The organism is Pararhodobacter marinus (genome assembly GCF_003122215.1).
Classification (GTDB): domain Bacteria; phylum Pseudomonadota; class Alphaproteobacteria; order Rhodobacterales; family Rhodobacteraceae; genus Pararhodobacter; species Pararhodobacter marinus.
In genome coordinates, this window is record NZ_QEYD01000004.1 from 393186 (window position 1) to 414877 (window position 21692).

Here is a 21692-nt window from a genome sequence, read left to right on the forward strand (position 1 = left end):
ATTCCTTTCAGTTCAGGAAGAACGGCGGCACGAAGGGGACGTGCAGCATCCGGTGGTAGACGACGTAGAGAAACAGCCCCACCGCCGCCGCGTAGACCAGACCGGTCAGCCAGCGGAACCGGCCCCAGCCCAGGAGATACAGGAACACGAAGCCGACCATCGCCGCCGCCAGCCCGACCACCGGGATCAGCGCCACGGTCAGCGCGAAGATGCCGAAGATCATCCCCTCGCGCGCATGGCGACGTCCGAAGCCCGCCAGCGTGTCGCTGTCATCCAGCGGCTGGTAGCGGCGCAGCGTGCGGATGTCCTGCGCGGCGCAGATCAGCGCGACGACTGCGCCGACCCCGCAGATCGCCATCGGGAAGACGCGGCTGAGGAAGGTCCAGTCCCGCGCTTCGAAGAAGGCCCAGGTGAACAGCGCCAGAGCCGACAGCGCAAGACCCAGAGACAGGATCAGGCTGCCCTTGCTGGCGGCGCCGGCAATCTCGATCTTGAACTCGCTCTTGCGCTTGGCCACGGCGCGCGCGGCGCCCACGAAGATCACCACCAGAAGCACCAGCAGGATCAGGATCGCGGGGCGGCTGAACACCTCGCCCCAGGTATAGGCCTGCGCGGTGATGGCCAGCGAATTCTCCATCACCGGGCCCAGCACGAAACCCAGGATCAGCGGCGGGCGCGGCCAGCCGGCGGCATGCAGCGCGAACCCCGCGAAGCCGATGGCCAGCAGCGCGACAAGCGTGCGGATATCGGGTTGGCCGATCCACGAGCCCATGACCAGAAAGACGAAGACGGCGGGCACCACGAGGTTGCCGTTGATGAAAGCGGCGCGCGAGACCTGTTTCGACCACAGCATCAGCGCGCCCGCGCCGACGATATTGGCCAGGATGATGCAGACCACCATGCTCAGGGTCAGCGGCAGGTGCTGATCCAGCATCGCCGGTCCCGGCACCAGCCCGTGAATGGTCATCGCGCCCAGAAGGATCGCCATCGCGCCCGATCCGGGAATGCCGAAGGCCAGCGTCGGGATCAGCGAGCCGCCCAGCGTGGCGTTGTTCGCGGCCTCGGGCGCGATCACGCCGCGCACATCGCCCTTGCCGAACTGGCTGCGATCCTTGGCGCTGTGGACCCCGTGGCCATAGGCCAGCCAGTCCACGACCGAGGCGCCCAGCCCCGGCAGCATCCCCACATAAGTGCCCATTACCGAGCAGCGGAAGGCCAGCCAGCGGTTGCGCAACGCGTGGCGCACGCCCGCCATCAGGCTGTCATCCTGCGCATGGCCGAAATTCTTCGCCGCCAGCGCGCCGCCCGAACTGCCCAGTTGCATCATCTCGGGAATGCCGAACAGCCCGATCACCACCGGCACCAGCGGCAGGCCGTCGATCAGGAACATGCTGTCGAACCAGTAGCGCGGATCCGAAGCCGCGACCGGATAGCCGATCTGCGAGATCAGCAGACCCAGCGCGCCCGCGCAGATCCCCTTGCCGATCGCGTTGCCGCTGACGCCGCCGACCATCACCAAGCCGATCAGCGACAGCACGAAGAATTCGGGCGCGCCGAAGGTCAGCACCAGCCAGGTCATGATGGGCAGGCTCAGCGCCAGCGCGACGCCACCCACGACGCCCCCCACCGCCGAGACGGTGAAGGCCGCGCCGAACGCGGTCAGCACGCGGCCCTGCTTGGCCATTTCGTGTCCGTCCAGCACCGTTGCCTGCGAGGCGATGGTGCCCGGGATGCCCAGCATCACCGACGAGATCGTGTCCGACGTGGTCGAGATCGCCAGCGCGCCCAGAAGCAGCGCGAAGGCCTGCTGCGGTTCCATCCCGAAGGTGAAGGGCAGCACGAGGATCATCGCCGTGACGCCGCCCAGGCCGGGGATCGCCCCGAACCACAGGCCCAGAAGCACGCCGCCCATGAGATAAAGTAGGGTTGTGCCCTCGAATGCGAGGGACAGACCTGCCAGCAGGGATTCCATATGAACTCCGGTCGAAAGAGTGGGGGAGCGGCGCGCGCCGCTCCCCGTCTAGTCTCAGCGCTCCATGCGCGAGATGTAGTCGCGCTGCAGCTGGCGCATCTCTTCGGGGGTGTTGGCGATCTCGTCGACGATCGCCTGCACGTCGTCGTAATACGACACCGTCGGCACCATCCCCAGAAGCTCTTCGGCCCCGGCGAGGAACTCTTCGCTCTCCAGCGCCTCGGCGAAGCTTTCCCGCAGCATCTGCAGATGCTCGTCCGGCGTTCCCGGAGGCGCCACGACCAGCCAGTTGATCGGGTCGGTCACGCGGGCATGGTACATGATCATGTCCCACAGCGGACCCTCGGGTGCCTCGCCCATCACCTGCTCGTAATACTGGTCGAAGGGCAGCATGCCTTCCAGCGACGGGTCGACCGTCAGGCCGGTGCCCTCTTCGTTGGGCGCGGTGAAATAGAACAGCGGGATATCCGTGCCCTCGGCCACCGGACCGGGTGCCAGCGTGCTCAGGTAATAGGCCGCCGTCACCGGGTAGCCGTCGATCTCGCCGCGCTGGCGGGCGGCTTCCAGCGGCGTGTCGCCCGACATGCCCGACACGAAGGACCATTCGACACCCAGCATGTCCATCGCCGCCGCGGTCCGGATCGCGGGGCCACTGCGGGGCGAGTAGCCGCCGAACGTGTAATGGTCGAGCTGGGGCAGGTCCTCGGCCGAGTTCATGCCGCGCTCGGGATCGGTCGAGGTATGGGCGATGAACACCGAGCCACCGACGCCGCCGATCAGGCCGAAATCCTGGAACGGGATCTGCCGTTCGACCGGGTCCAGCACGCGGGTCGAGCCCTGCCAGGCCACCCAGCCCAGCGTGCGCCCGTCGGGCCGCGCGTTCATCACCTGCAGGATGCCGCGCGACAAGGCGCCGCCTTCGACCGACTGCACGACGATGGTGGGGTTGCCTTCCATCGTCTGCGACCACGCATCGGCGGCCAGCTGGCTGATCAGGCCGGTCGAGCCGCCGGGCGAGGCATTGTGCACGATGGTCACGGTGCGCCCTTCAAGGTCGATCACCTGCGCGGCCGCGGGGGCAAGGCCCAGAAGCGGAACAAGCGCCGTCGTGGCGGTGATTTTGCGTAGGGTTCTGTGGATCATGTCGTCTCCTCCCAGGTTGACATTTCGGTGGTGTACAGACGTCGCCCCGTGGCCTCAGATCGATCGGAAATGAGGGGCAAGTCATTGAAAAATTTACTCTTGTTCGGCCAGCGTTATGCTGGTCTGATGGCCGGGAAACCGCAGACAGGATATGCCCGATGCTTCCCGAAACGCCCGATTCCTCCCGTCCCGACGTGTCGCTGCCGCTGCAGGGCGGCTGCGCCTGCGGCGCGGTCCGCTACACGTTGAAAAGTGCGCCCGTGGCGCTGTTCGCCTGCCACTGCACGCTGTGCCAGCGCCAGTCGGGCAGTGCCTTCGGCCAGTCGCTGCGCGTGCGCCGCGCGGATCTCGATATTCAGGGCGAGACGGTGACGCTGCGCCGCGAGACCGAGCGCGGGACGCGGTCCGAAAGCGTCTTCTGCCCCGGTTGCGGCGGCCGCCTCTACAACATGCGCCCCGGCACCGATTTTTGTCACCTGCGCGGAGGCACGCTGGACGATACGTCCTGGCTGCGCCCGGCGGCGCATATCTGGACCCGGCACGCGCAGCCGTGGTTCACACCGCCCGCCGACACACTGGTCGAGACGGGTCAGCCCGCCTCGCTCGACGCGATCGTGCAGCATTGGCAGGACACCAAGGCGCCCCGCTTCCGCTGAACGGCGCGGCCTTGCCGTGCCGGCCTTTTCCCGATCTGCGAGGCCTGTCGCCACGTCGATTTCCTCCCGTTCCCTGCAAGAGCCGGCGCCTTGGCGGCACGGCTCTTTCCCGGGGACAGGCTCGGATAATGTATACAGAAAGACAAACGCGAAGATTTGGATAATATGTGCATGACATGCATCAATCCTCTGCCGGGAATGCCTACGATCATGATTTGAGCGGGCGTGGCCGCGTCAGGCAGGGCGTTCCGGCGTACCCGTTCCGATCCGTTCGGCGCGCTGCGCAACCACCTGAAATTGAGCGGCAATAAGGTCCATCAGCACCGAGGCCGGGCGCGAAAGCGGCATGTCCGGGCGGGTGATGAACCCCACTTCGCGGCTGACCCCCGGGCCGGTGACGCGCAGCGTGCGCAGGTTCTGGTAGCCCGGCTGCTGTTGTTCGAATTCGGGCAGCAAGGTGATGCCCAGTCCGTGCTTGACGAAGCTCACGGCGGTCGAAATCTGCTCGGCCTCGAAATCCCAATAGGGCTGGTTGGAGCTCATCCGCAGGGCGCTGTTGATCACCGTGTTGCCGATCAGGCAATGTTCGGACAGCTCGTCCCAGCTGACCGACCCGCGATCCGCCAGCGGGTGGTCGCGGCGGCAGACGGCGACGAAGTGTTCGGTCATTACCGGCTTGAAATCCAGTTCATAATGGGTGCCCATCCGTACCGCGAGCCCGAACTCCACCTCGCCGCCATTGACCTGCGTGGCGATCACGCGCGCGTAGCCGTCCATCACCCGCACGCGCACATTCGGCATAACCTGCGCGAACCGGGTCAGCGTCTCGCCAAGCACCGAGGTCGCCAGCGAGGGTATGCAGCCCATCGTCACTTCCTGGCGCCGAAGCTGCCCCAGCTGCTTGAGCTCGGTCATCGCCTTTTCCAGATCGACCAGCGCCCGGCGCGCGCGCGGCAGGAGCGCCAGGCCTTCCTGCGTCAGCGCCAGCTTGCGGGTGGTGCGCACGAAAAGCGGCAGCCCCAGCTCGGTCTCGATCTTCGCGATCCGGTGGCTCAGGGCCGTTTGCGACAGGTTCAGCGCCTTGGCGGCGGCGCCGAACGTGCCGTGATCGGCGATCGCGATGAAGGCCTGCAATCCCAGAACATCGACGCGCATGATGGTCCTCCGGCCTGCCGCGGCTCCCTGCCGCCGGGTCGGTGTCCGGCCCGGTGGCTTTTTGCGACCTTAAACCAGATCGCGCGCGGGATTGCATACATTCTGACTGCCCGGCCCGCGTTTCTTGCGCCCGCGCTCCCCCGAACAGCAAACCCTCATGCGGGCCGGCGGGTTCCCGGGGCGGCAGGTCAGAAGTCGAGCGGAACGCCCACCGGCTGCAGGCCCTGGGCCGCGACATCGTCCCAGCCCTGTGCGATGGCCTCGGCGCTCCACCCGCCGGGTTTCTGAAGCACCCGGACCTCGGCTGGATGCGACCACAGGCTCAGCCGGTCGCCACCGATCCCCAGCGCCTGCCCGGTGACGCCGCGCGCCGCGTCCGAGGCCAGGAACACGACCAGCGGCGCGACATCCTCGGGCGTGCCGATGCCCTTCTCGCGCAGGGGCTGCGGCAGTGGCTCGCCGCGTTCCATCGCCGCGACGTGCGGTGCCAGCGCCGGGATCGTCGCGGTCATCCGCGTCAGCGCGGTGGGCACGATGGCGTTGACCGTCACCTGGTCGCGCACCAGCTCCAGCGACCAGCTGCGCATCATGCCGACGATGCCCGATTTCGCCGCCGCATAGACGCCCTGACCAAAATTCCCCTGCTGCCCGGCGGGCGAGGCGGTCAGGATCAGGCTGCCGCCCCCGCCCTGCGCGCGAAACTGGCGCGCGGCGGCGCGGCCGCATTGGAACGTGCCCTTCAGATGCGTGCCGACCACCAGATCGAAGGCGTCGTCCTCGGTCTTCCACAGCACCGAATCGCGCAGCACACCGGCGCAGGCGAACAGCGTGTCGAGCCGCCCGAAGCTCTCGACCGCCGCGTCCACGCAGGCCTCGGCGGATCCGTCGGTGCCGATGGCGGCGGCGACGGCGACGGCTTCGCCCCCTGCTGCGGTAATCTCATCGACCACGGCCCGTGCGGCGTTGCCGTCGATATCGTTGACCACGACACGCGCGCCCGCCCGGCCCATGGCCAGAGCGGTGGCGCGGCCGATGCCCAGCCCGGCGCCGGTGATCAGCGCGATCTTGCCTTGCAAATCCATGCTCATACCCCCCGATAGACTGCCGGACGCTTTTCCATGAAGGCGCGCGGCCCCTCGCGGGCATCGTCGGTGGCCATGACCGTGGCCTTGGCGCGGTCTTCCATCTCGTAGCCTTCGGCCAGTGTGACGCCGCTGGCGGCGATCACCGTGCGCTTGATCTGTTGCACCGCGACGGGCGCGTTGCGGGCGATCTGCTGGGCGATTTCCAGCGCCGTCTCCATCAGCGCCTCGGGCGGGACGATGCGCCCGATCAGGCCCACATTCAGCGCCGTTTCGGCGTCGATGGCGCGACCCGTCAGCATCATCTCCATCGCCACGGCATAGGGGATCTGGCGCGGCAGCCGCACCAGCGCCCCGGCGAAGGGGATCACCCCGCGCGCAGCCTCTGGCAAGGCGAATTTGGCATGGGGCACGGCCAGCCGGATATCGGTGCCCAGAAGCGTCTCCATCCCGCCCGCCATGCAGGGGCCATTGACCGCCGCGATCACCGGCTTGCCCAGATCGAAGCCCCGCTGGGCGATGCGCGCATTCACGCCGTCATCGGCAAGAAAGCGACGATCCCATTCGCTTTCCGGCTGGCGTGCGCCCGACAGAAGCGGCAGCGAGAGAGCCAGATCGCCGCCCGAGCAGAAGGCCTTGTCGCCCGCGCCGGTCAGCACCACCGCGCGCACCGAGCTGTCCTGCGCGATCTCGTCCAGCGCATCGGCCAGCCGGCAGGCCAGCTCCGGGCTGAGCGCGTTGCGCGCCTCGGGGCGGTTCAGGGTCAGGATCGCGACCGCGCCGTCCCGCTCATGCAGCAAAGGCAGACCGCTCATCGGCGCACCGCCGTGACCCGGCCCTCGGCAATCGCGGCGGTCGCGGCCTCGCGCAGGGCGAATTTCTGGATCTTGCCGTTGGCCGTCATCGGCATCTCCTTTACGATCTCGACGTATTTGGGCAGCTTGTGACGGGCCATCCTTTCGCGGCAATGCGTCTGGAGGGCAAGCGCATCGGCCTCGGCCCCGTCGACCAGAACGACATAGGCGTAGTTCTCCTCGCCCAGATCGGGATCGGGGACGCCCACCACCTGCGCCTGACTGACGGCCGGATGGCCCAGCAGGCAATCCTCGATCTCGACCGGATAGACGTTCTCGCCGCCCCGGATGATCATGTCCTTGAGCCGCCCGACGATGCGCAGATGGCCGCTTTCTTCCAGCACGGCCAGATCGCCCGAATGCAGCCAGCCGTCGGCGTCGATGGTCTCGGCGGTTTTCTCGGGCATGTCGAAATAGCCCTTCATCACCAGATAGCCGCGAATGCACAGCTCGCCCGACTGGCCGAAGGGAACGGGCGCGCCGGTTTCGGGATCAACGATGCGCAGCTCGGTATGCGGTTGCGGCACCCCGGCGGTCGAGACGCGGACCTCCAGCGGATCGGAATCGCGGGTCTGGGTGATGATCGGGCTGCACTCGGTCATGCCCATGATGATCAGCGGCTCGCCGCCCGTCTCGTCGCGCATCCGCAGCATCAGGCTGGGCGGGATCGAGGTGCCGCCGCTGATGACCCGGCGCAAGGTGTGGGTGTCGCGCTTCGGGTAATCGGGATGTTCCAGCATCCGCACCATCATCGTCGGCACCGCGTTCAGCAGGGTGGGCCGGTGCTCGTGCCACAATTGCAGCATCCGCGCGGCGTCGAAGCTGTCCATGGTGATCAGCGCGCCGCCGCAGGCCGCCATCGCCATGACGTTGCACACGCAGCCGGCGGTGTGGAACAGCGGCATTGCCGACAGCATCACGTCCTCGGCGACATAGCCGCCGCTATCGGCCATCAGCCGGGCATTGTTGACGGTCGAGTGATGGGTCAGCATCGCCCCCTTGGGCTTGCCGGTCGTGCCGCTGGTATACTGGATCTGCGCCACGTCCCCGGGCTGCACCGCCGCCTGCCGCGCGGCGCGCGCGGAATCATCCAGCCCGCGCCCGGTTTCGAGGATGTCGTCGAAGGGCCGGGCGAAGCCGGGCGCGTCGCCGCCGATCTGCGCCAGCCGCCGCAGGGCGGGGAAGGGGTTGTCGGCGCTTCGCAGGCCGCCCTTCAGTTCGGCCAGATCGGGCATCAGCGATTGCAGGTCCTTGCCGATATCGCTGCCCCGGAAGCCTTGCGCGAAGATCAGCGTGCCGACCTTGCCCTGTTCCAGCAGATAGGCCAGCTCGGCGGGTTTCAGCGCCGGATTGACCGTCACCAGAACGACGCCCGCCTTGGCCAGCGCGTATTCCAGCAGCACCCAGGCCGGGCAGTTCTGCGCCATGACCGCGACGCGGTCGCCCGCCTCGATGCCCCAGCCGATGAGCCCGCGCGCCAGCGCGTCGGCATCGGCCTTGAGCTCGGCATAGGTCCAGCGGGTCTGCCGGCCCAGCACCGTCTCGTCTACCAGGACGGCCAGCCGGTCGCCATGGTCGCGCGCCTGCTGGTCCAGAAGATCGCCGAGGGTGATGTCCAAAAGCGCGGGGCCGTCGCGGCGCGCGGGCCAGAGGGCTGGGGCGTTGTTCGTCATGATGTCCTCCCGTCGCTGTCCGAGATGGCTGGACAGCCTGCAACCGGAGTGTTATCGAATTGTTCGACGTCAATCAATATGACGCAGACCAGTAGGAAGCCGATCGGTTCAGGGAGGGACAGATGCAGAGCACAGCGGTGAAAATCGCCGATGAGCCGGCCGATGAGCCCCTGAAGCTGCAGGCGGCGCTGGAGTCCAGCATCAACTTCCGGCTGCGCATGGCGCAGATCCTGGCCTACAAATCCTTCGAAGCCGTGACGCCCGACCATTCCGGCGCCGCGCGCTATCTGGGGCTGTTGTCCATCGTTTGCGAAAATCCCGGCATGCCGCAGCACCGTCTGGCCGAGGCGGTGGGCCTGCAACGTTCCAGCCTGGTGCCGATTCTCGACCGGATGGAGAAGAACGGCGTGCTGGAGCGGCGCGCGGTCGACGGTGACCGCCGGGCGAATGCCGTCTGGGCCACCCCGCATGGCGAGGCCATCGTGGCCGATCTGTCGGACAAGGCCAACAAGGTCGAAGCGCAGACGCTGGCCGGCTTTTCGGACGAAGAAGTCGAGCTTCTGCGCGCCATGCTCGATCGGGTCATCACGAATCTCCGCGCGCTCTGACGGGCGCCGGATACCGCCCGCCGTCGCGGTGACGGTCGGGACAGGCGCGGCAACTGGAGGGCCGCGCCGCAGAACAGGGAGGACAACCATGACTATCCGCCACCTGACCGCCGGGACCGCGCTGGCCCTGTCGGTCGCCACCACCGCCTCCGCGCAAGAGGTCACCTGGGCCTTTTCGCACTGGGTGCCGCCGCAATCCGAGGTTCAGGTCTCGGGCTTCGTGCCCTGGGTCGAATCGATCAACGAAGCCTCGGAAGGCCGCATCCAGATCGACATCTTCCCCGCCCAGCAGCTGGGCGCCGCGCCGGACCATTACGACATGGCGCGTGACGGCATCGTCGATATCGGTTTCGTCAACCCGGGCTATCAGGCCGGTCGCTTCCCGATCATCGCCGCCGCCGAACTGCCGTTCCTGACCTCGAACGCGACCGGCGCCAGCCGCGCGCTGCACGAATGGTACGCGCAATATGCCGAGCAGGAGATGCCGGACGTGAAAGTGTGCCTGGTGCATCTGCACAATCCCGGCACGCTGCACGCGACCCGCGGTCCGATTGCCGGGCCCGAGGACTTCGCGGGCATGAATATCCGCCCGCCGCAAGCCACCATCGCCCGCATGATCAGCCTGATGGGCGCAAGCCCCGTGCAGGTTCCGGCGCCCGAAATGCGCGCGATCCTGTCTTCGGGCGGGGCCGATGCCACCGTGTCGCCGTGGCAGAGCCTCGAGCTGTTCGGGGTCGAGGACGTCGTGACGCATCACCTCGACATGCCGCTCTACGGCGTGGCCTTCGTCTATGCGATCAACCAGGGCAGCTATGACGCGCTGTCGGAGGAAAACCGCGCGGTGATCGACGAGCATTGCACGCCCGAATGGTCCGAGCGCATCGCGACGGGCTGGGACACGGTCGACGTTGCCGCCTATCAGCGCATCAAGACCGAGGAAGAGGGCCACAGCTTCTACACGCCGAACGAAGAGCAGATGGCGGCGTGGATGGAACTGTCCGAGCAACTGCGCGGCGAGTGGGTCGCCACGGCCACCGAAGCGGGCCTCGACGATGCCGAGGGCGCGCTGGCCGATCTGGTCGGGCGTCTTGAAGCCGCCGGTGGCGGCTGGGACAGCCCGGCCTGGGGCAACTGATCCGATCCGGTGACCGGCAGGGCGGCACGTCCGCCCTGCCTTTTGCAACCTGCGAGGTTCCATGACCCGCTTTCTCGACATTTTCTGCCGCGTGACCGAATGGGTCGCGGCGATCCTTCTGGTGGGGGTGACGGCGCTGGTAGTTGTCTCGACCCTTGGGCGCTACCTGTTCGCCACGCCGGTTCCCGACAGTTTCGACATTTCCCGGCTGGTGCTGGGCGCCTGCCTTGCCTGGGGCTTCGCGGTGATCGGACTCAAGGGCGGGCATATCCAGGTGGATCTGGTGGCCGAAAGCGTGGGCCCGCGCCTGCGCCGGGCCATCGACGCGCTGGCCTGGGCGGCGCTGCTGGTGCTGGCGGTGCTGCTGACCTGGAAGATCTGGGGCCGCATCCTGTCGGCGCAGGGCTCGGGCGAGACGACCTTCGACCTGCGGCTGCCGCTCTGGCCCTTTCTGGCGCTGATCTGGGGCGGGCTTGCCGCCAGCTGCGTGACCATCGCCATCAAGCTCATTCGCATCATCGCCGGGGTGGATATGGTCGCCTCGGCCGACAACCAGGAACTGGACGAGGCAAAGCGTGGCCTACGCTGATCTTATCGCCGTCTCGGGCTTCGTCGCCCTGTTTGCCATGCTGCTTCTGCGGGTGCCGATCGGCGTCGCGCTGGGGCTGGTGGGCGTGTTCGGCTACGGCGCGATCCGTGGGATGACACCCGCCTTCAACCTGCTGGCCACCTCGCCGATCCGGGTGCTGACCGATTTCCACCTGTCGCTGGTGGTGTTCTTCATCCTGATGGGGTCCTTCGCCACGCATTCGGGCATGAGCCGCGAGATGTTCCGCGCCGCCAATGCCTGGTTCGGCGCGCTGAAGGGCGGGGTGGCGATGTCCACCATCGCCGCCTGCGCCGGTTTCGCGGCGATCTGCGGCTCGTCCGTCGCGACCGCCGCGACCATGACCCGCATCGCCCTGCCGGAAATGCGCCGCTTCGGTTATCGCGAGGAAACCGCCACCGGTGTCATCGCCGCGGGCGGCACGCTGGGGATCATGATCCCGCCGTCGGTGGTGATGGTGATCTACGCCTACATCACCGAAACCGATGTCAGCAAGTTGTTCATCGCCGGCATCATTCCCGGCACGCTGGCCATCCTGATGTATATGGGCACCGTTCTGGTCGCCCATCGCAAGGGCCTGCCCGAAGGCCAGCCCTTCCGGTTCGGCGAGGCGATGCGCGCGCTGTCGGGGGTCTGGGCGGTGATGCTGCTGTTCATCTCGGTGGTGGGCGCGATCTATCTGGGCGTGGCCACCCCGACCGAGGCCTCGGCCATCGGTGCCATGGCCACGCTGGTGATCGGCGTCGCGCGCGGCCAGCTTGACGGGCCGAAGATCATGCATTGCCTCGTGGAATCGCTGCGCACCTCGGTGTCGGTCTTCACGGTGCTGATCGGCGCGGTGCTGTTTGGCTATTTCCTGGCCATCACCCGCTCGCCGCAGAAGCTGACCGAATGGCTGGTGAGCCTCGATTTCTCGGCGCATGGCACGCTGGCCCTGATCCTGATCGCCTTCATCATCGCGGGCTGTATCCTCGACACGATGGCGATGATCCTGCTGCTGGTGCCCATCGTCTTTCCGGTGGTGATGCATCTGGGCTTCGACCCGATCTGGTTCGGCGTCATCATCGTCATGGTGGCCGAACTGGGCATGATCACGCCGCCGGTGGGGATCAACGTCTTCGTCATCAACACGATCGCCAAGGAGGTTTCGCTGACCACGATCTTCAAGGGCGTGCTGCCCTTCGTGGCCACCGATATCCTGCGGCTGATCATTCTGGTGATGTTCCCCGCGCTGGTGCTGTTCCTGCCCTCGACGATGTAGAACCGTGCCCCGTCGCGCCTGCTCCGGCGGCGCGACGGGCCGCGCTTGACAGCGTTCCCGGCAGATAAAATACTGTCCTATAATTGTTCGATGTCGAACAATTCGAATCACACCGAATCGGGCGCGGCGGAACCTCACGGGAGGGGGCGTTCCGCATAACGGGCGCGGCGGTCGGTGTGCCAACGGGAGGACACCACATGCGATCCATCACCGGATTCACATCCATACTGATCCTGGGACTGGCCGGCGCCGCGCAGGCGCAGAGCGCACCCGCCACCGACGCGGATTTCGCCGAGCGCTGCGCGGCGCTGATGCAGGCGGATCTTGCCGGCGGCGTCGTGACCGCCGCGCGCATGGCGACGCTGGCCGACGGCGCCGCGCCGCATTGCCTCGTGCAGGGCATCATGGCGCCGCGTCTGGGGCAGGGGACCCCGTCGCCCGATGGCCCCAGCAAGGTCTATGGCGCGGGTTTCGAGCTGCGCCTGCCGCAGGACTGGAGCCGCCGTTTCCTGTTCCAGGGCGGCGGCGGCCTGGACGGCGCGGTGCGTCCGGCCATCGGCGCCGACGGCGTCAGCGGCACCCCGGCGCTGGCGCAGGGTTTCGCGGTCGTGGCGACGGATTCGGGGCATACCGGCGTCGATTCGGCGGATGCGAGCTTCGGGGTCGATCCGCAGGCGCGGCTGGATAACGGCTACAACGCGGTCGATATCGTCGCCACCGGCGCCCGCGCGCTGGTCACCGAGCTTTACGGGGCCGGGCCCGACCACAGCTATTTCAACGGCTGCTCGAATGGCGGGCGGCAGGCGATGATTTCCGCCTGGCGCTATCCCGAGCATTTCGACGGCATCGTCTCGGCGGCGCCGGCGATGGATCTGGTCGGCGCGGTGGTCGCGTGGAACTGGAACACCCGTGCGCTGGCCGCGGCCTCGCCCACCGATGGCAACGGCGATCCGATCGTCTCGCAGGCGTTCACGGATGACGAACTCGCGCTGATCCAGTCCCATGCCCGGGCAACCTGTGACGCGCGCGACGGAGTCGAGGACGGGCTCATTCAGGATACGAGCTGTCGCGTCGATCCGTCCGCGCTGCTTTGCGGCGAGGGTGAAAGCAACCAGTGCCTGTCGCAGGCGCAGGTGGACGCGGTGCAGGCGATCTATGACGGCCCCGCGCTGGCGGACGGCACCTCCATCTATCAGGGCCTGATGCCGGGCGCCGAGGCCGGGCCGTCCGGCTGGCGCGCCTGGCTGCTGGGCAGCGCGCAGACGGCGGGGCAATACGGTCGTCAGGGCACCTATCAGCAGGACTGGCTGCGCTATCTGGCTTTTCCTGAGCCTCGGCCCAACACCGATCCCCTGCGCGATTTCGACGCCGAGACCGACTGGGCACAGACCACGGAATCGCAGGAAATCTGGGGTTCGCGCAGCACCGATCTGGACGCCTTCCGCGACCGGGGCGGGCGGATGATCGTCTGGCACGGCACCGGCGATCCGGTCTTTTCGGGCTATCAGCTGATCGACTGGTTCGCAGAGCTGGATCAGACCTATGGCGAAGAGCGCGACGACTTCGCGCGGCTGTTCTTCGTGCCCGGCGTGCATCATTGCGGCGGCGGCTCGGGGCTGGGCCGCTTCGATCCGCTGCAGGCGGTGGTCGACTGGGTCGAGAACGGTCAGGCCCCCGACCAGATCGTGACCCGGGGCACCGAGGCCGCGGGCAATGCCGAGCTGAGCCGCCCGGCCTGCCCGTATCCGCTGCAGGCGCGCTATACCGGGTCGGGGGATGAAAACCTGGCCGAGAACTTCACCTGCGAGGCGCCGTAAACCGCGCCGACCGCCTGAAGCGAAAACACCGCGCCCCGGCAAGGGCGCGGTGTTTTGCTGTCCGGACTGCGCTTTTCAGGCCGGGTGATAGCCCAGATCGGTCGACAGCTTGCGCGCGAAATCGAGCGTCGCGCGGACCGCAGCGCCCTCGGGGCCCAGATCGATCTGCTGGGTCGGCCCGATCACCGTGATCGCCAGCTTCATCTCGCCGGTGAAGTCGAAAACCGGCGCGGTGACGGCGCTGACGCCGGGGATCGGCAGGTCCAGCGTGGTTTCGTAGCGCTCGCGCCGGATGCGGGCGATATCGGCGTGGTAGGCGGCCTCGTCGAAACTGAACCGGCTCTCGGTGCTGGCGCGCTCGGCCAGTTCCTGACGGATGAGCGGCGCGGTCATCGTCTCGGGCAGGAAGGCCACGAACAGTCGCCCCGTCGCGGTGTTGGTCAGCCCGAACCCGCCGCCCGCGCGCACGTTGGCATGGATGCGGGCGATGGTCTCGCGGACATGGACGATGGTCACGCCATGCAGGCCCCAGACCGACAGCGCGACCATCAGCCCGGTTTCCTCGGCCAGCGCCGAGATCCGCACGATCGCCTCGTGATACGCATCCTGCGCGCGCAGCCGGCTCATCCCCAGTTGCAGCGCGAAGGGGCCCAGCCCGTACAGGCCGGTATCGGTCTGTTCGACCATCTGCATCCCGCGCAGGCTGACCAGATAGGGATGCAGCTGGGCAGGCGCCACGTCCACCGCCTCGGCGATGTCGCGCAGCTTCATCGGGCCATTGGCCTCGGCCATGACCCGCAGGATGGCGCCCGCCGTTTCCAGCGAGCGGATGCCGCGCTGCGCCTTGGCGGGCTTCCCGCCTTCTGCGCCATCGCCGTGCACCCTATCCTCTGCCATCCGCCCTCTCCCCCGTTCCGTCAGCCGGTTCGCTCCGGCAATGCCTTCTGTCTTTGCCTCAGGTCAAGCGACACGATCAGCCCCAGTGTCGTCACCGCCACACCCGCCCATTGTATGGCATTGGGCCATTGTCCGGTAAGCGGGATCGCCAGCAGCACGGCCGTCGACGGCACCAGTGCCGAGAAAAGCGCCGCCCGCCCGCCGCCCAGCCGCAGGACGGTCGCGGCGAAGATCACGAAAGCCAGGCATCCGCCCACGACCCCCTGGTAAAAGAATTGCTGCGCCCAGAGACCCGGTGCCAGTTCCGGCAGGCCCCAGATCCACAGATAGACGGGCAGATAGACCAGCGTCGCCAGCGTGGCGATCGAGGCGGTGGTCTCGACGGGCGGCAGTTTCCAGCGACCCATCGTGAAGACGTAGATCCCCCAGAGCGAGCCCGACACGACAAAGCACAAATCGCCCAGCAGCGCCGATCCGCCCGGATTGCGCGGCGCGGGCGCGTCGGCGGCGATGATCAGCAATCCGCCGATCAGGATCGCGATGCCGATCCGCCGCATCCGGCTCAGCGGTATGCCGCTGCTCCAGCGCTCGAGCGCATTGGCCACCAGCATTGACATGCCCGGCCCGATCACCACGGCATGCGAGAGGGGCGCGTAGCGGAAGCCCTGATTGAAGGTCAGCGCGAAAACCGGCCCGATCAGCAGCGCCAGCACCGCCACCTTGCGCAGGGGCGGCAGCCGGTGGCGGGCCAGAAACAGCAGCGGCGCCATCAGAAGCGCTGCGCCGCCATAGCGCAGAAGCGTCAGGTCGGCGGGCCGGAAGCCTGTCGTCTGTCCGATCTCGGCGCCGACATTGTAGATCCCCCAGCTGAGCGCCGCGAGGAAACCCAGCGCGACGCCCTGCGAGGTCCGATCAGTCATTGCCACCGGCCATGTGACGCGCGGCGATGTAGCCAAAGGTGATCGCCGGGCCCAGCGTGATGCCGCCACCGGGGTAATTGCCCCCCATGATCGACGCCGCATCGTTGCCGACCGAGTAAAGCCCCTGCAGCGGCTTGCCCTCGGCGTCCAGCACCTGCGCATTGGCGTTGGTCTTGAGCCCCGCGAAGGTGCCCAGATCGCCGACATAGAGCCGCACGGCATAGAACGGCCCGTCCTTGATCGGCGCAAGGCAGGGATTCGGCCCATGCTCAGGATCGCCCAGCGAGCGGTTGTAGCTGGTCGAGCCTTTGCCGTAATCCGGGTCCTCGCCCTTGGCCGCCAGCGGGTTGAACGCGGCGACCGTGCGCTCAAGCTCGGCGCCGTCGGCCCCGATTTGCTCGGCCAGTTCGCGCAGCGTGTTGCCGCGCAGCAGGTAGCCGTTCTTGATCAGCGCCTTGTAGGGAACCGGCGCGGGCTTGGCATAGCCCAGTCCGTATTTGCGGAACGCCCGGTGATCGGTGATGAACCAGGCGGCGGGTTCGGTGCCCTCGCCCTCTTCCTCGCGGCAGCGCGCGACCATCGCCTGGCAGAAATCGTGGTAGCTGTTGGATTCGTTCACGAACCGCCTGCCCGAGCGGGTGACCGCGATCACGCCGGGTTTCGAGCGGTCGACGAAATGCGGGAACGTGCCCAGCGTGCCGTCCGGGCGCACCGGGCGCGAGATCGGCACCCAGGCGGCGGCATGGGGCAGGGTGGTGTCCACCGTGGCGCCCGCGCTTTCGCCCAGCCGCAGCCCGTCGCCGGTATTGCCCGGGGGCGCGGGGGTGACGTGCTCGTAGCCGGTGGGGGCGTGCGGCATCAGCTCCTTGCGGCGCAGCATGTCCTGCGGGAAGCCGCCCGCGGCCAGCACCACGCCCTTGCGCGCGACCACTTCGACCGGGCCGTCGCGCCGGTCGATGCGGGCGCCGATGACGTTGCCCGCGTCGTCACGCAGAAGCGCGCGCACCGGCGCATGGGTCCAGATCGGCACGCCCTTGTCGAAGGCCGATTTCGCGAGCCGCCCGGCCAGCGCGTTGCCGTTCATCAGCCGCATCGGACGGCCGTGGAAGGCCATGTCGCGCAGGAACTTGAAGAACAGCTTGGCCACGTAAAAAGCCGAGACCGGCGAGCGCATGACGTTGAAGAAGTGCAGCAGCTCCTTGCCCGAGCCGATCATCATCCCGAGGAACGTGATCTCCTGCAAAGGCGGACGCAGGCGCTTGATTTCAGGCCCCAGCTCGCGCCCGTCGAAGGGTCGCGCGACGATCGAGCGGCCGCCATCCATGCCGCCCGGCGCGTCGGGATGGTAATCGGCAAAGAACGGGCCCAGATCGAATTGCAGCGCGGTGTTTTCCTCGAAGAACTTCACCGCCTTGGGCCCGGCTTCCAGGAAGCTGTCAACGCGCGCGGCATCGAAATGCTCGCCCGCTTCGTGCTGCAGGTAGATGCGCGCCTTGGCGGCGTCGTCCTCGATGCCGGCGCGCAGTTCCGGCCCGTTGCCGGGGATCCACATCCAGCCGCCCGAGCGCGCCGTGGTGCCGCCGAATACGGGTTCCTTTTCGACCACCAGCACGTCGAGCCGGCGATGCGCGGCGGCGACGGCGGTCGACAGACCGCCCGCGCCCGAACCGACCACCAGAACGTCTACCTCTTGTCGTTTCATCGTCTCAATCCTTCTCACGCGGCCAGATAGCCGCCATCGACGGGCAACAGCGCACCCGTCACGTAACTCGATGCCTCGGAAGCGAGGAACAGCACCGGCCCGACCAGTTCCGACGGATGGCCGGGGCGGCGCAGCGGGGTATGGGCCATGAAGCGCCCGATCGCATCGGGATCGGCGCGCGTGACCTCGGTCATCGGCGTCTCGATCACGCCGGGCGCGATCGCGTTGACGCGGATCCCGTCGGGCGCCAGATCATGCGCCAGAACCTTGGTCAGCTGCAGCACCGCGCCCTTTGACGCGGCATAGGCGGCCAGACCGGGCCCGGCCGTCACCGACATGATCGACCCGAGATTGACGATCCGCCCTTGCGTCGCGCGAAGCTGCGGCAGGAAGGCGCGGACCATCTGCATCGTGCCGGTTGCATTGACCTTCAGCACGAAATCCCAATCGGCGGCGAAGCTGTCGGCATCGGGCAGCGTGCGGCGGATGACGCCCGCATTGTTGACCAACACCGTGGCATCACCCAGCGTCTCGGCCACCGCCTTGGCGGCAGAGCGGCAGGCTTCGGGATCGGTCACGTCCAGCGTGATTCCCACCGCCTTGCCACCGTCACGGACGATCTCTTCCGCCACGGCGCGAACCGAATCGCCCTGCAGATCGCAGCAGGCGACCGCTGCGCCGGCCTTTGCCAGACCCAGAGCGATGGCGCGGCCATTGCCCTGCGCCGCGCCGGTGACGACCGCGACAACGCCCTTAAAATCAAGGGAATATCCCTGCATCTTGTCCTCCCGTCCCGATGCCTGAGGGCGAGCGGCGAACCAGCCGCGCCCCGAAACTTGCCTTTTTCGTCTCGCATAAAATTTGTCTGTTGCAAATAGATTTGTCGATGACTAACAAAAGGGAGGGTTGGGATACGTCTTTCGCAGATTGCGATCCCGGCTTCGGGAGACCGCCGTGGCGCGAAGCCAAAAGTGGCGGAGGACGCGATTTTTCGGGAGGAACAGACATGACGACTTTCAAACGACTGCCGCTTCTGGCCGCAGCCGCGCTGGTCGCGGCGGGCGGTTCGGCCGCTCAGGCGCAGACCTTCGACCTGCAAAGCGTGTTCGGGCTCAACGTGCCCTCGATCGGCCCCAGCCCGCAGCTCTGGGCCGAGCGCGTGAACCAGATGACCGACGGCGCGGTGACCATCAACGTGCACGGCGCGGGCGATTTCGTGCCGCCCTTCGAGGTCTTCGGCGCGGTCAGCTCGGGCGCCCTGCAGATGGGCTTCGACTGGATCGGCTACTGGGCGCAGCAGATCCCGGTCGCCAACCTCGTGGGCTCGATGCCCTTCGGTCCGTCGCCCGACGTGGCGCTGGGCTGGATGTTCGAAGGCGGTGGTCTGGAAATCATCCAGCGCGCCTATGACCCGTTCAACGTCAAGGTCCTGCCCTGCCACCTGGTCGGCGCTGAAGCCGGCGGCTGGTTCAACCGCGAGATCAACTCGGTAGAAGACCTTGAGGGCCTGAACATGCGGATCGCCGGTCTCGGCGGCATGGCGATGGCGCGTCTGGGCGCCAATACCCAGCTGGTCCCGGCGGGCGAGATATTTCTCAGCCTCGAAACCGGGCGCATCGACGCGGCCGAATTCTCGGCGCCGCAGCTCGATGTGGGCTTCGGCTTCCAGCGCGTGACGGAGTACTACTACTTCCCGGGCTGGCACCAGCCGTCGAGCTGGGACAGCATCATCATCAACATGGATGTCTGGAACGGCTTCGACGAGCGCACGCAGGAGATCATGACCGAAGCCTGCCAGGCGAACATTGCCTATAACCTCGGCGATCAGATCAACAGCCAGGCCGCCGCGATCGCGGAAATCCGCGAAGCCGGGACCGAAGTCCGCCGCTTCCCCGACGAGGTTCTGCTCGCCCTGCGCGACGCGTCGGACGCGGTCCTGGACGAGCAGGCCGCCCAGGACCCGATCTTTGCCGAAGCGCTGGAATCGCTGCGCGCCTATATGGACAGCGTGGGCGAATGGTCGACCCTGCAGGCCCTTCCGGCCCGCTGATCGGCGTGATTGGATAGCGACACCATCCGGGGCGGTCCCTCAGAGCAGAGGCGACCGCCCCGACCACAAGAACGGCTCACTTGCCCGGGGGGAGCATGCCGGCATTCCTGAAGAAAGCGATGGCACTTCTGTGCCTGCCCGCCGTCTGGGTCAGCTGGCTCACGCTGCCGCTGATCGCCACGATCCTGATCTCGATCCTCTACGCCGCCATGGGGCGGAACACGCTGATCGCCTGGGACGGGTCGATCCCGGTTCTGGGCCGGGCGCTGACCGTCAACAGCCTGTTCGACCTCCAATGGTACATCTTCGCCCTGCTGGTGCTGTGGGGCGGCATCTGGGCGCTGCGCGATGACCGGCATGTCTCGGTCGATTTCCTCGCGCTGCAGATGGGGCCGCGCAAACGGCTCTGGGTGCGGATGATCGGCGATCTGATCTTTCTTCTGCCTTTCTGCGCGATCATCGCCTGGTATGGCTGGTCCTTCACCGAAGTGGCCTTCCGCACCGCCGAAGGCTCGACGCAGGGCGGGCTCGACACCCGCTGGCTGATCAAGGCGATGCTGCCGCTCAGCTTCGCGGCGTTGGGCCTTCTGGGCCTCATCCGCGCGATCGGCACCGCCATCCAGCTTTACCGCGGCGACCTGACCGAGGACACACGATGATCGACCATCTCGGCCCCGAACTGATGCTGCTGGGCCTCATCGCCGGCATCTTCTCGGGCTATCCCGTGGCCTTCGTGCTGGCCGGTATCGGCATTATCTTCGCCGTCGCCAACGGCATCCCGATGCTGTTCCTGTCGATGGGCGTGCAGCGCATCTATTCCGGCACGCTGACCAACTGGCTCCTGGTGGCGATCCCGCTTTTCGTCTTCATGGGGCTGATGCTGGAACGCTCGGGGATCGCCGAGCGGCTCATGCGCTCGCTCGCCTCGCTGTTCCAGCGCACGCCGGGCGGCTATGCCTTCTCGGTGATGATCATCGGCGTGATCATGGCGGCCTCGACCGGGATCATCGGCGCGTCGGTGGTGATGATGGGCATGATGTCGCTGCCCGCCATGCGCGAGGCGAAATACGACATGAAGCTCGCCTCGGGGCTCATCGCCTCGTCCGGCACGCTGGGGATCCTGCTGCCGCCGTCGATCATGCTGATCATTCTGGGCGACCAGCTGCGTGTCTCGGTGGGCGATCTGTTCATGGCCGCCATCGTGCCGGGCCTGGTGCTGTCGGGGCTCTATTTCCTGTATCTGGGCGCGGTCGCGTTCTTCCAGCCGCACCGCGTTCCCGCGCCCGAGCGCGGCGAGAAGCGTAGCCTTGGCCAGACGCTGTGGTCGCTGATGCGCGACCTTGTGGCGCCGCTTCTGCTGATCCTGTCGGTGCTGGGCACGATCATCGCGGGCATTGCCACGCCCACGGAATCCGCCGCGATCGGCGCCGCCGGCGCGCTGGTGCTGGCGCTCCTGTCGCGCAAGCTGACCTTCAAGGCACTTTCGGGCGCGCTGCACGAAACCACCAAGACGACGGCGATGATCGTCTTCGTGATGATCGGTGCCTCGATCTTCTCGGTCGTGTTCCGCAGGCTGGGGGGCGACGCGATGATCCTCGATCTGTTCAATATCGGCGAGCGCAATCCCTACGTGGTGTTCTTCATCATCATGGCGCTGGTATTCATTCTGGGCTTTTTCCTTGACTGGGTCGAGATCACCGCCGTGGTCGTGCCCATCGTCGCCCCCATCGTCGGTCAGCTCGATTTCGGCCTGCCGGGCGATCAGGTGATGATCTGGTTCGCCATCGCGCTGGCGGTGAACTTGCAAACCTCGTTCCTGACGCCACCTTTCGGCTATGCGCTGTTCTACCTGCGCGGCATCGCGCCCGATCTGCCGATCCGCACGATCTATCGCGGGGTGATCCCCTTCGTGCTGATCCAGATTACCGCGCTCTTGCTGGTGGTGTTCCTTCCTGCCATTGCGCTGTGGCTGCCCGTCGCCCTGCGCTGACCCAACGAAACAACAGATTATCGGAGTATACCAATGGCCAAAGCCTTTGCCTCAGCCGGGGATATGGACGAGAAGACGATCTCCTTCACGCAAGTGGGCGAGGGGCTTTACGCCTTCACCGCCGAGGGGGATCCGAATACGGGCGTGATCATCGGCGATGACAGCGTGAT

At 67.1% G+C, this 21692-nt stretch carries 19 protein-coding genes and 1 pseudogene; 10 read left to right on the top strand and 10 right to left on the bottom strand.

The genetic code is table 11. From position 1 onward, the window contains the following. Positions 1 to 7 precede the first annotated feature (7 nt). Complete coding sequence (locus tag C4N9_RS08665) at positions 8 to 1972, bottom strand: tripartite tricarboxylate transporter permease (protein ID WP_109532911.1); 1965 nt, start codon at positions 1970 to 1972, stop codon at positions 8 to 10. Between the two features lie 54 nt (positions 1973 to 2026). Further along, on the bottom strand, positions 2027 to 3115 hold the full coding sequence (locus tag C4N9_RS08670) for a type 2 periplasmic-binding domain-containing protein (protein ID WP_109532912.1): 1089 nt from the start codon (positions 3113 to 3115) through the stop codon (positions 2027 to 2029). Positions 3116 to 3273: 158 nt separating this feature from the next. On the opposite strand from C4N9_RS08670, the gene C4N9_RS08675 reads away from it, so the two are divergent. Next, positions 3274 to 3771 (top strand): GFA family protein, encoded by a 498-nt coding sequence (locus C4N9_RS08675; RefSeq protein WP_109532913.1) that lies wholly within the window; start codon positions 3274 to 3276, stop codon positions 3769 to 3771. A 234-nt stretch (positions 3772 to 4005) separates the two neighbouring features. On the opposite strand, the gene C4N9_RS08680 is transcribed toward C4N9_RS08675, so the two are convergent. The 4 genes from C4N9_RS08680 to C4N9_RS08695 form a co-directional block, all read right to left on the bottom strand. Further along, positions 4006 to 4926 (bottom strand): LysR family transcriptional regulator, encoded by a 921-nt coding sequence (locus C4N9_RS08680; RefSeq protein ID WP_109532914.1) that lies wholly within the window; start codon positions 4924 to 4926, stop codon positions 4006 to 4008. 188 nt (positions 4927 to 5114) lie between these two features. Then, positions 5115 to 6008, bottom strand: a complete 894-nt coding sequence (locus tag C4N9_RS08685) for an SDR family NAD(P)-dependent oxidoreductase (protein WP_109532915.1) — start codon at positions 6006 to 6008, stop codon at positions 5115 to 5117. 2 nt (positions 6009 to 6010) lie between these two features. After that, positions 6011 to 6823 carry an enoyl-CoA hydratase/isomerase family protein gene (locus C4N9_RS08690; protein WP_109532916.1) on the bottom strand — a complete coding sequence of 271 codons (813 nt, stop codon included), beginning with the start codon at positions 6821 to 6823 and terminating at the stop codon, positions 6011 to 6013. Continuing rightward, the gene (locus C4N9_RS08695; RefSeq protein WP_109532917.1) at positions 6820 to 8535 is read right to left on the bottom strand and encodes an AMP-binding protein; all 1716 of its coding nucleotides are present in this window, start codon (positions 8533 to 8535) and stop codon (positions 6820 to 6822) included. Before C4N9_RS08695 ends, C4N9_RS08690 begins: the two co-directional genes overlap by 4 nt. Before the next feature lie 122 nt (positions 8536 to 8657). Between C4N9_RS08695 and C4N9_RS08700 the strand changes: the two genes are divergently transcribed. The 5 genes from C4N9_RS08700 to C4N9_RS08720 all read left to right on the top strand — a co-directional run bounded on the left by C4N9_RS08700 (position 8658) and on the right by C4N9_RS08720 (position 13963). Then, positions 8658 to 9143 carry a MarR family winged helix-turn-helix transcriptional regulator gene (locus tag C4N9_RS08700; protein WP_109532918.1) on the top strand — a complete coding sequence of 162 codons (486 nt, stop codon included), beginning with the start codon at positions 8658 to 8660 and terminating at the stop codon, positions 9141 to 9143. An 88-nt stretch (positions 9144 to 9231) separates the two neighbouring features. Then, positions 9232 to 10278, top strand: coding sequence for a TRAP transporter substrate-binding protein (locus C4N9_RS08705; RefSeq protein ID WP_109532919.1), 1047 nt, complete (start codon positions 9232 to 9234; stop codon positions 10276 to 10278). Between the two features lie 61 nt (positions 10279 to 10339). Next, complete coding sequence (locus tag C4N9_RS08710) at positions 10340 to 10867, top strand: TRAP transporter small permease (RefSeq protein WP_109532920.1); 528 nt, start codon at positions 10340 to 10342, stop codon at positions 10865 to 10867. Next, positions 10854 to 12146: a TRAP transporter large permease gene (locus C4N9_RS08715; protein ID WP_109532921.1), complete on the top strand. Its 1293-nt coding sequence runs from the start codon at positions 10854 to 10856 to the stop codon at positions 12144 to 12146. The genes C4N9_RS08710 and C4N9_RS08715 overlap by 14 nt, the downstream gene beginning before the upstream one ends. Positions 12147 to 12343: 197 nt before the next feature. Next, a complete protein-coding gene (locus C4N9_RS08720) occupies positions 12344 to 13963 on the top strand; it encodes a tannase/feruloyl esterase family alpha/beta hydrolase (protein ID WP_109532922.1) in 1620 nt (539 codons plus the stop codon). 75 nt (positions 13964 to 14038) lie between these two features. Here C4N9_RS08720 and C4N9_RS08725 read toward each other — a convergent pair whose 3' ends face one another. The 4 genes from C4N9_RS08725 to C4N9_RS08740 are packed head-to-tail and all read right to left on the bottom strand — an operon-like array spanning position 14039 to position 18261. Next, a complete protein-coding gene (locus tag C4N9_RS08725) occupies positions 14039 to 14860 on the bottom strand; it encodes an IclR family transcriptional regulator (protein WP_109532923.1) in 822 nt (273 codons plus the stop codon). 20 nt (positions 14861 to 14880) lie between these two features. Next, positions 14881 to 15780 (bottom strand): DMT family transporter, encoded by a 900-nt coding sequence (locus C4N9_RS08730; protein ID WP_168192174.1) that lies wholly within the window; start codon positions 15778 to 15780, stop codon positions 14881 to 14883. Next, complete coding sequence (locus C4N9_RS08735; RefSeq protein ID WP_109532925.1) at positions 15773 to 17482, bottom strand: FAD-dependent oxidoreductase; 1710 nt, start codon at positions 17480 to 17482, stop codon at positions 15773 to 15775. The genes C4N9_RS08730 and C4N9_RS08735 overlap by 8 nt, the downstream gene beginning before the upstream one ends. Positions 17483 to 17496: 14 nt before the next feature. After that, positions 17497 to 18261 (bottom strand): SDR family NAD(P)-dependent oxidoreductase, encoded by a 765-nt coding sequence (locus C4N9_RS08740; protein WP_109532926.1) that lies wholly within the window; start codon positions 18259 to 18261, stop codon positions 17497 to 17499. Positions 18262 to 18488: 227 nt separating this feature from the next. Here C4N9_RS08740 and C4N9_RS08745 point away from each other — a divergent pair, with 227 nt between their 5' ends. The 4 genes and pseudogenes from C4N9_RS08745 to C4N9_RS08760 form a co-directional block, all read left to right on the top strand. Beyond that, positions 18489 to 19532: a TRAP transporter substrate-binding protein gene (locus C4N9_RS08745; protein ID WP_109532927.1), complete on the top strand. Its 1044-nt coding sequence runs from the start codon at positions 18489 to 18491 to the stop codon at positions 19530 to 19532. A 95-nt stretch (positions 19533 to 19627) separates the two neighbouring features. Further along, positions 19628 to 20191 carry a TRAP transporter small permease subunit gene (locus C4N9_RS08750; protein WP_109532928.1) on the top strand — a complete coding sequence of 188 codons (564 nt, stop codon included), beginning with the start codon at positions 19628 to 19630 and terminating at the stop codon, positions 20189 to 20191. After that, positions 20188 to 21522, top strand: coding sequence for a TRAP transporter large permease (locus tag C4N9_RS08755; protein WP_109532929.1), 1335 nt, complete (start codon positions 20188 to 20190; stop codon positions 21520 to 21522). The genes C4N9_RS08750 and C4N9_RS08755 overlap by 4 nt, the downstream gene beginning before the upstream one ends. A 33-nt stretch (positions 21523 to 21555) precedes the next feature. After that, positions 21556 to 21692, top strand: a pseudogene (locus C4N9_RS08760) (MBL fold metallo-hydrolase); the annotation flags it as partial.

Coding starts and splice junctions, on each gene's coding strand:
- C4N9_RS08665 (WP_109532911.1), bottom strand. CDS start 1,972: ATGGAATCCCTGCTGGCAGGTCTGTCCCTCGCATTCGAGGGCACAACC.
- C4N9_RS08670 (WP_109532912.1), bottom strand. CDS start 3,115: ATGATCCACAGAACCCTACGCAAAATCACCGCCACGACGGCGCTTGTT.
- C4N9_RS08675 (WP_109532913.1), top strand. CDS start 3,274: ATGCTTCCCGAAACGCCCGATTCCTCCCGTCCCGACGTGTCGCTGCCG.
- C4N9_RS08680 (WP_109532914.1), bottom strand. CDS start 4,926: ATGCGCGTCGATGTTCTGGGATTGCAGGCCTTCATCGCGATCGCCGAT.
- C4N9_RS08685 (WP_109532915.1), bottom strand. CDS start 6,008: ATGGATTTGCAAGGCAAGATCGCGCTGATCACCGGCGCCGGGCTGGGC.
- C4N9_RS08690 (WP_109532916.1), bottom strand. CDS start 6,823: ATGAGCGGTCTGCCTTTGCTGCATGAGCGGGACGGCGCGGTCGCGATC.
- C4N9_RS08695 (WP_109532917.1), bottom strand. CDS start 8,535: ATGACGAACAACGCCCCAGCCCTCTGGCCCGCGCGCCGCGACGGCCCC.
- C4N9_RS08700 (WP_109532918.1), top strand. CDS start 8,658: ATGCAGAGCACAGCGGTGAAAATCGCCGATGAGCCGGCCGATGAGCCC.
- C4N9_RS08705 (WP_109532919.1), top strand. CDS start 9,232: ATGACTATCCGCCACCTGACCGCCGGGACCGCGCTGGCCCTGTCGGTC.
- C4N9_RS08710 (WP_109532920.1), top strand. CDS start 10,340: ATGACCCGCTTTCTCGACATTTTCTGCCGCGTGACCGAATGGGTCGCG.
- C4N9_RS08720 (WP_109532922.1), top strand. CDS start 12,344: ATGCGATCCATCACCGGATTCACATCCATACTGATCCTGGGACTGGCC.
- C4N9_RS08725 (WP_109532923.1), bottom strand. CDS start 14,860: ATGGCAGAGGATAGGGTGCACGGCGATGGCGCAGAAGGCGGGAAGCCC.
- C4N9_RS08730 (WP_168192174.1), bottom strand. CDS start 15,780: ATGACTGATCGGACCTCGCAGGGCGTCGCGCTGGGTTTCCTCGCGGCG.
- C4N9_RS08735 (WP_109532925.1), bottom strand. CDS start 17,482: ATGAAACGACAAGAGGTAGACGTTCTGGTGGTCGGTTCGGGCGCGGGC.
- C4N9_RS08740 (WP_109532926.1), bottom strand. CDS start 18,261: ATGCAGGGATATTCCCTTGATTTTAAGGGCGTTGTCGCGGTCGTCACC.
- C4N9_RS08745 (WP_109532927.1), top strand. CDS start 18,489: ATGACGACTTTCAAACGACTGCCGCTTCTGGCCGCAGCCGCGCTGGTC.
- C4N9_RS08750 (WP_109532928.1), top strand. CDS start 19,628: ATGCCGGCATTCCTGAAGAAAGCGATGGCACTTCTGTGCCTGCCCGCC.
- C4N9_RS08755 (WP_109532929.1), top strand. CDS start 20,188: ATGATCGACCATCTCGGCCCCGAACTGATGCTGCTGGGCCTCATCGCC.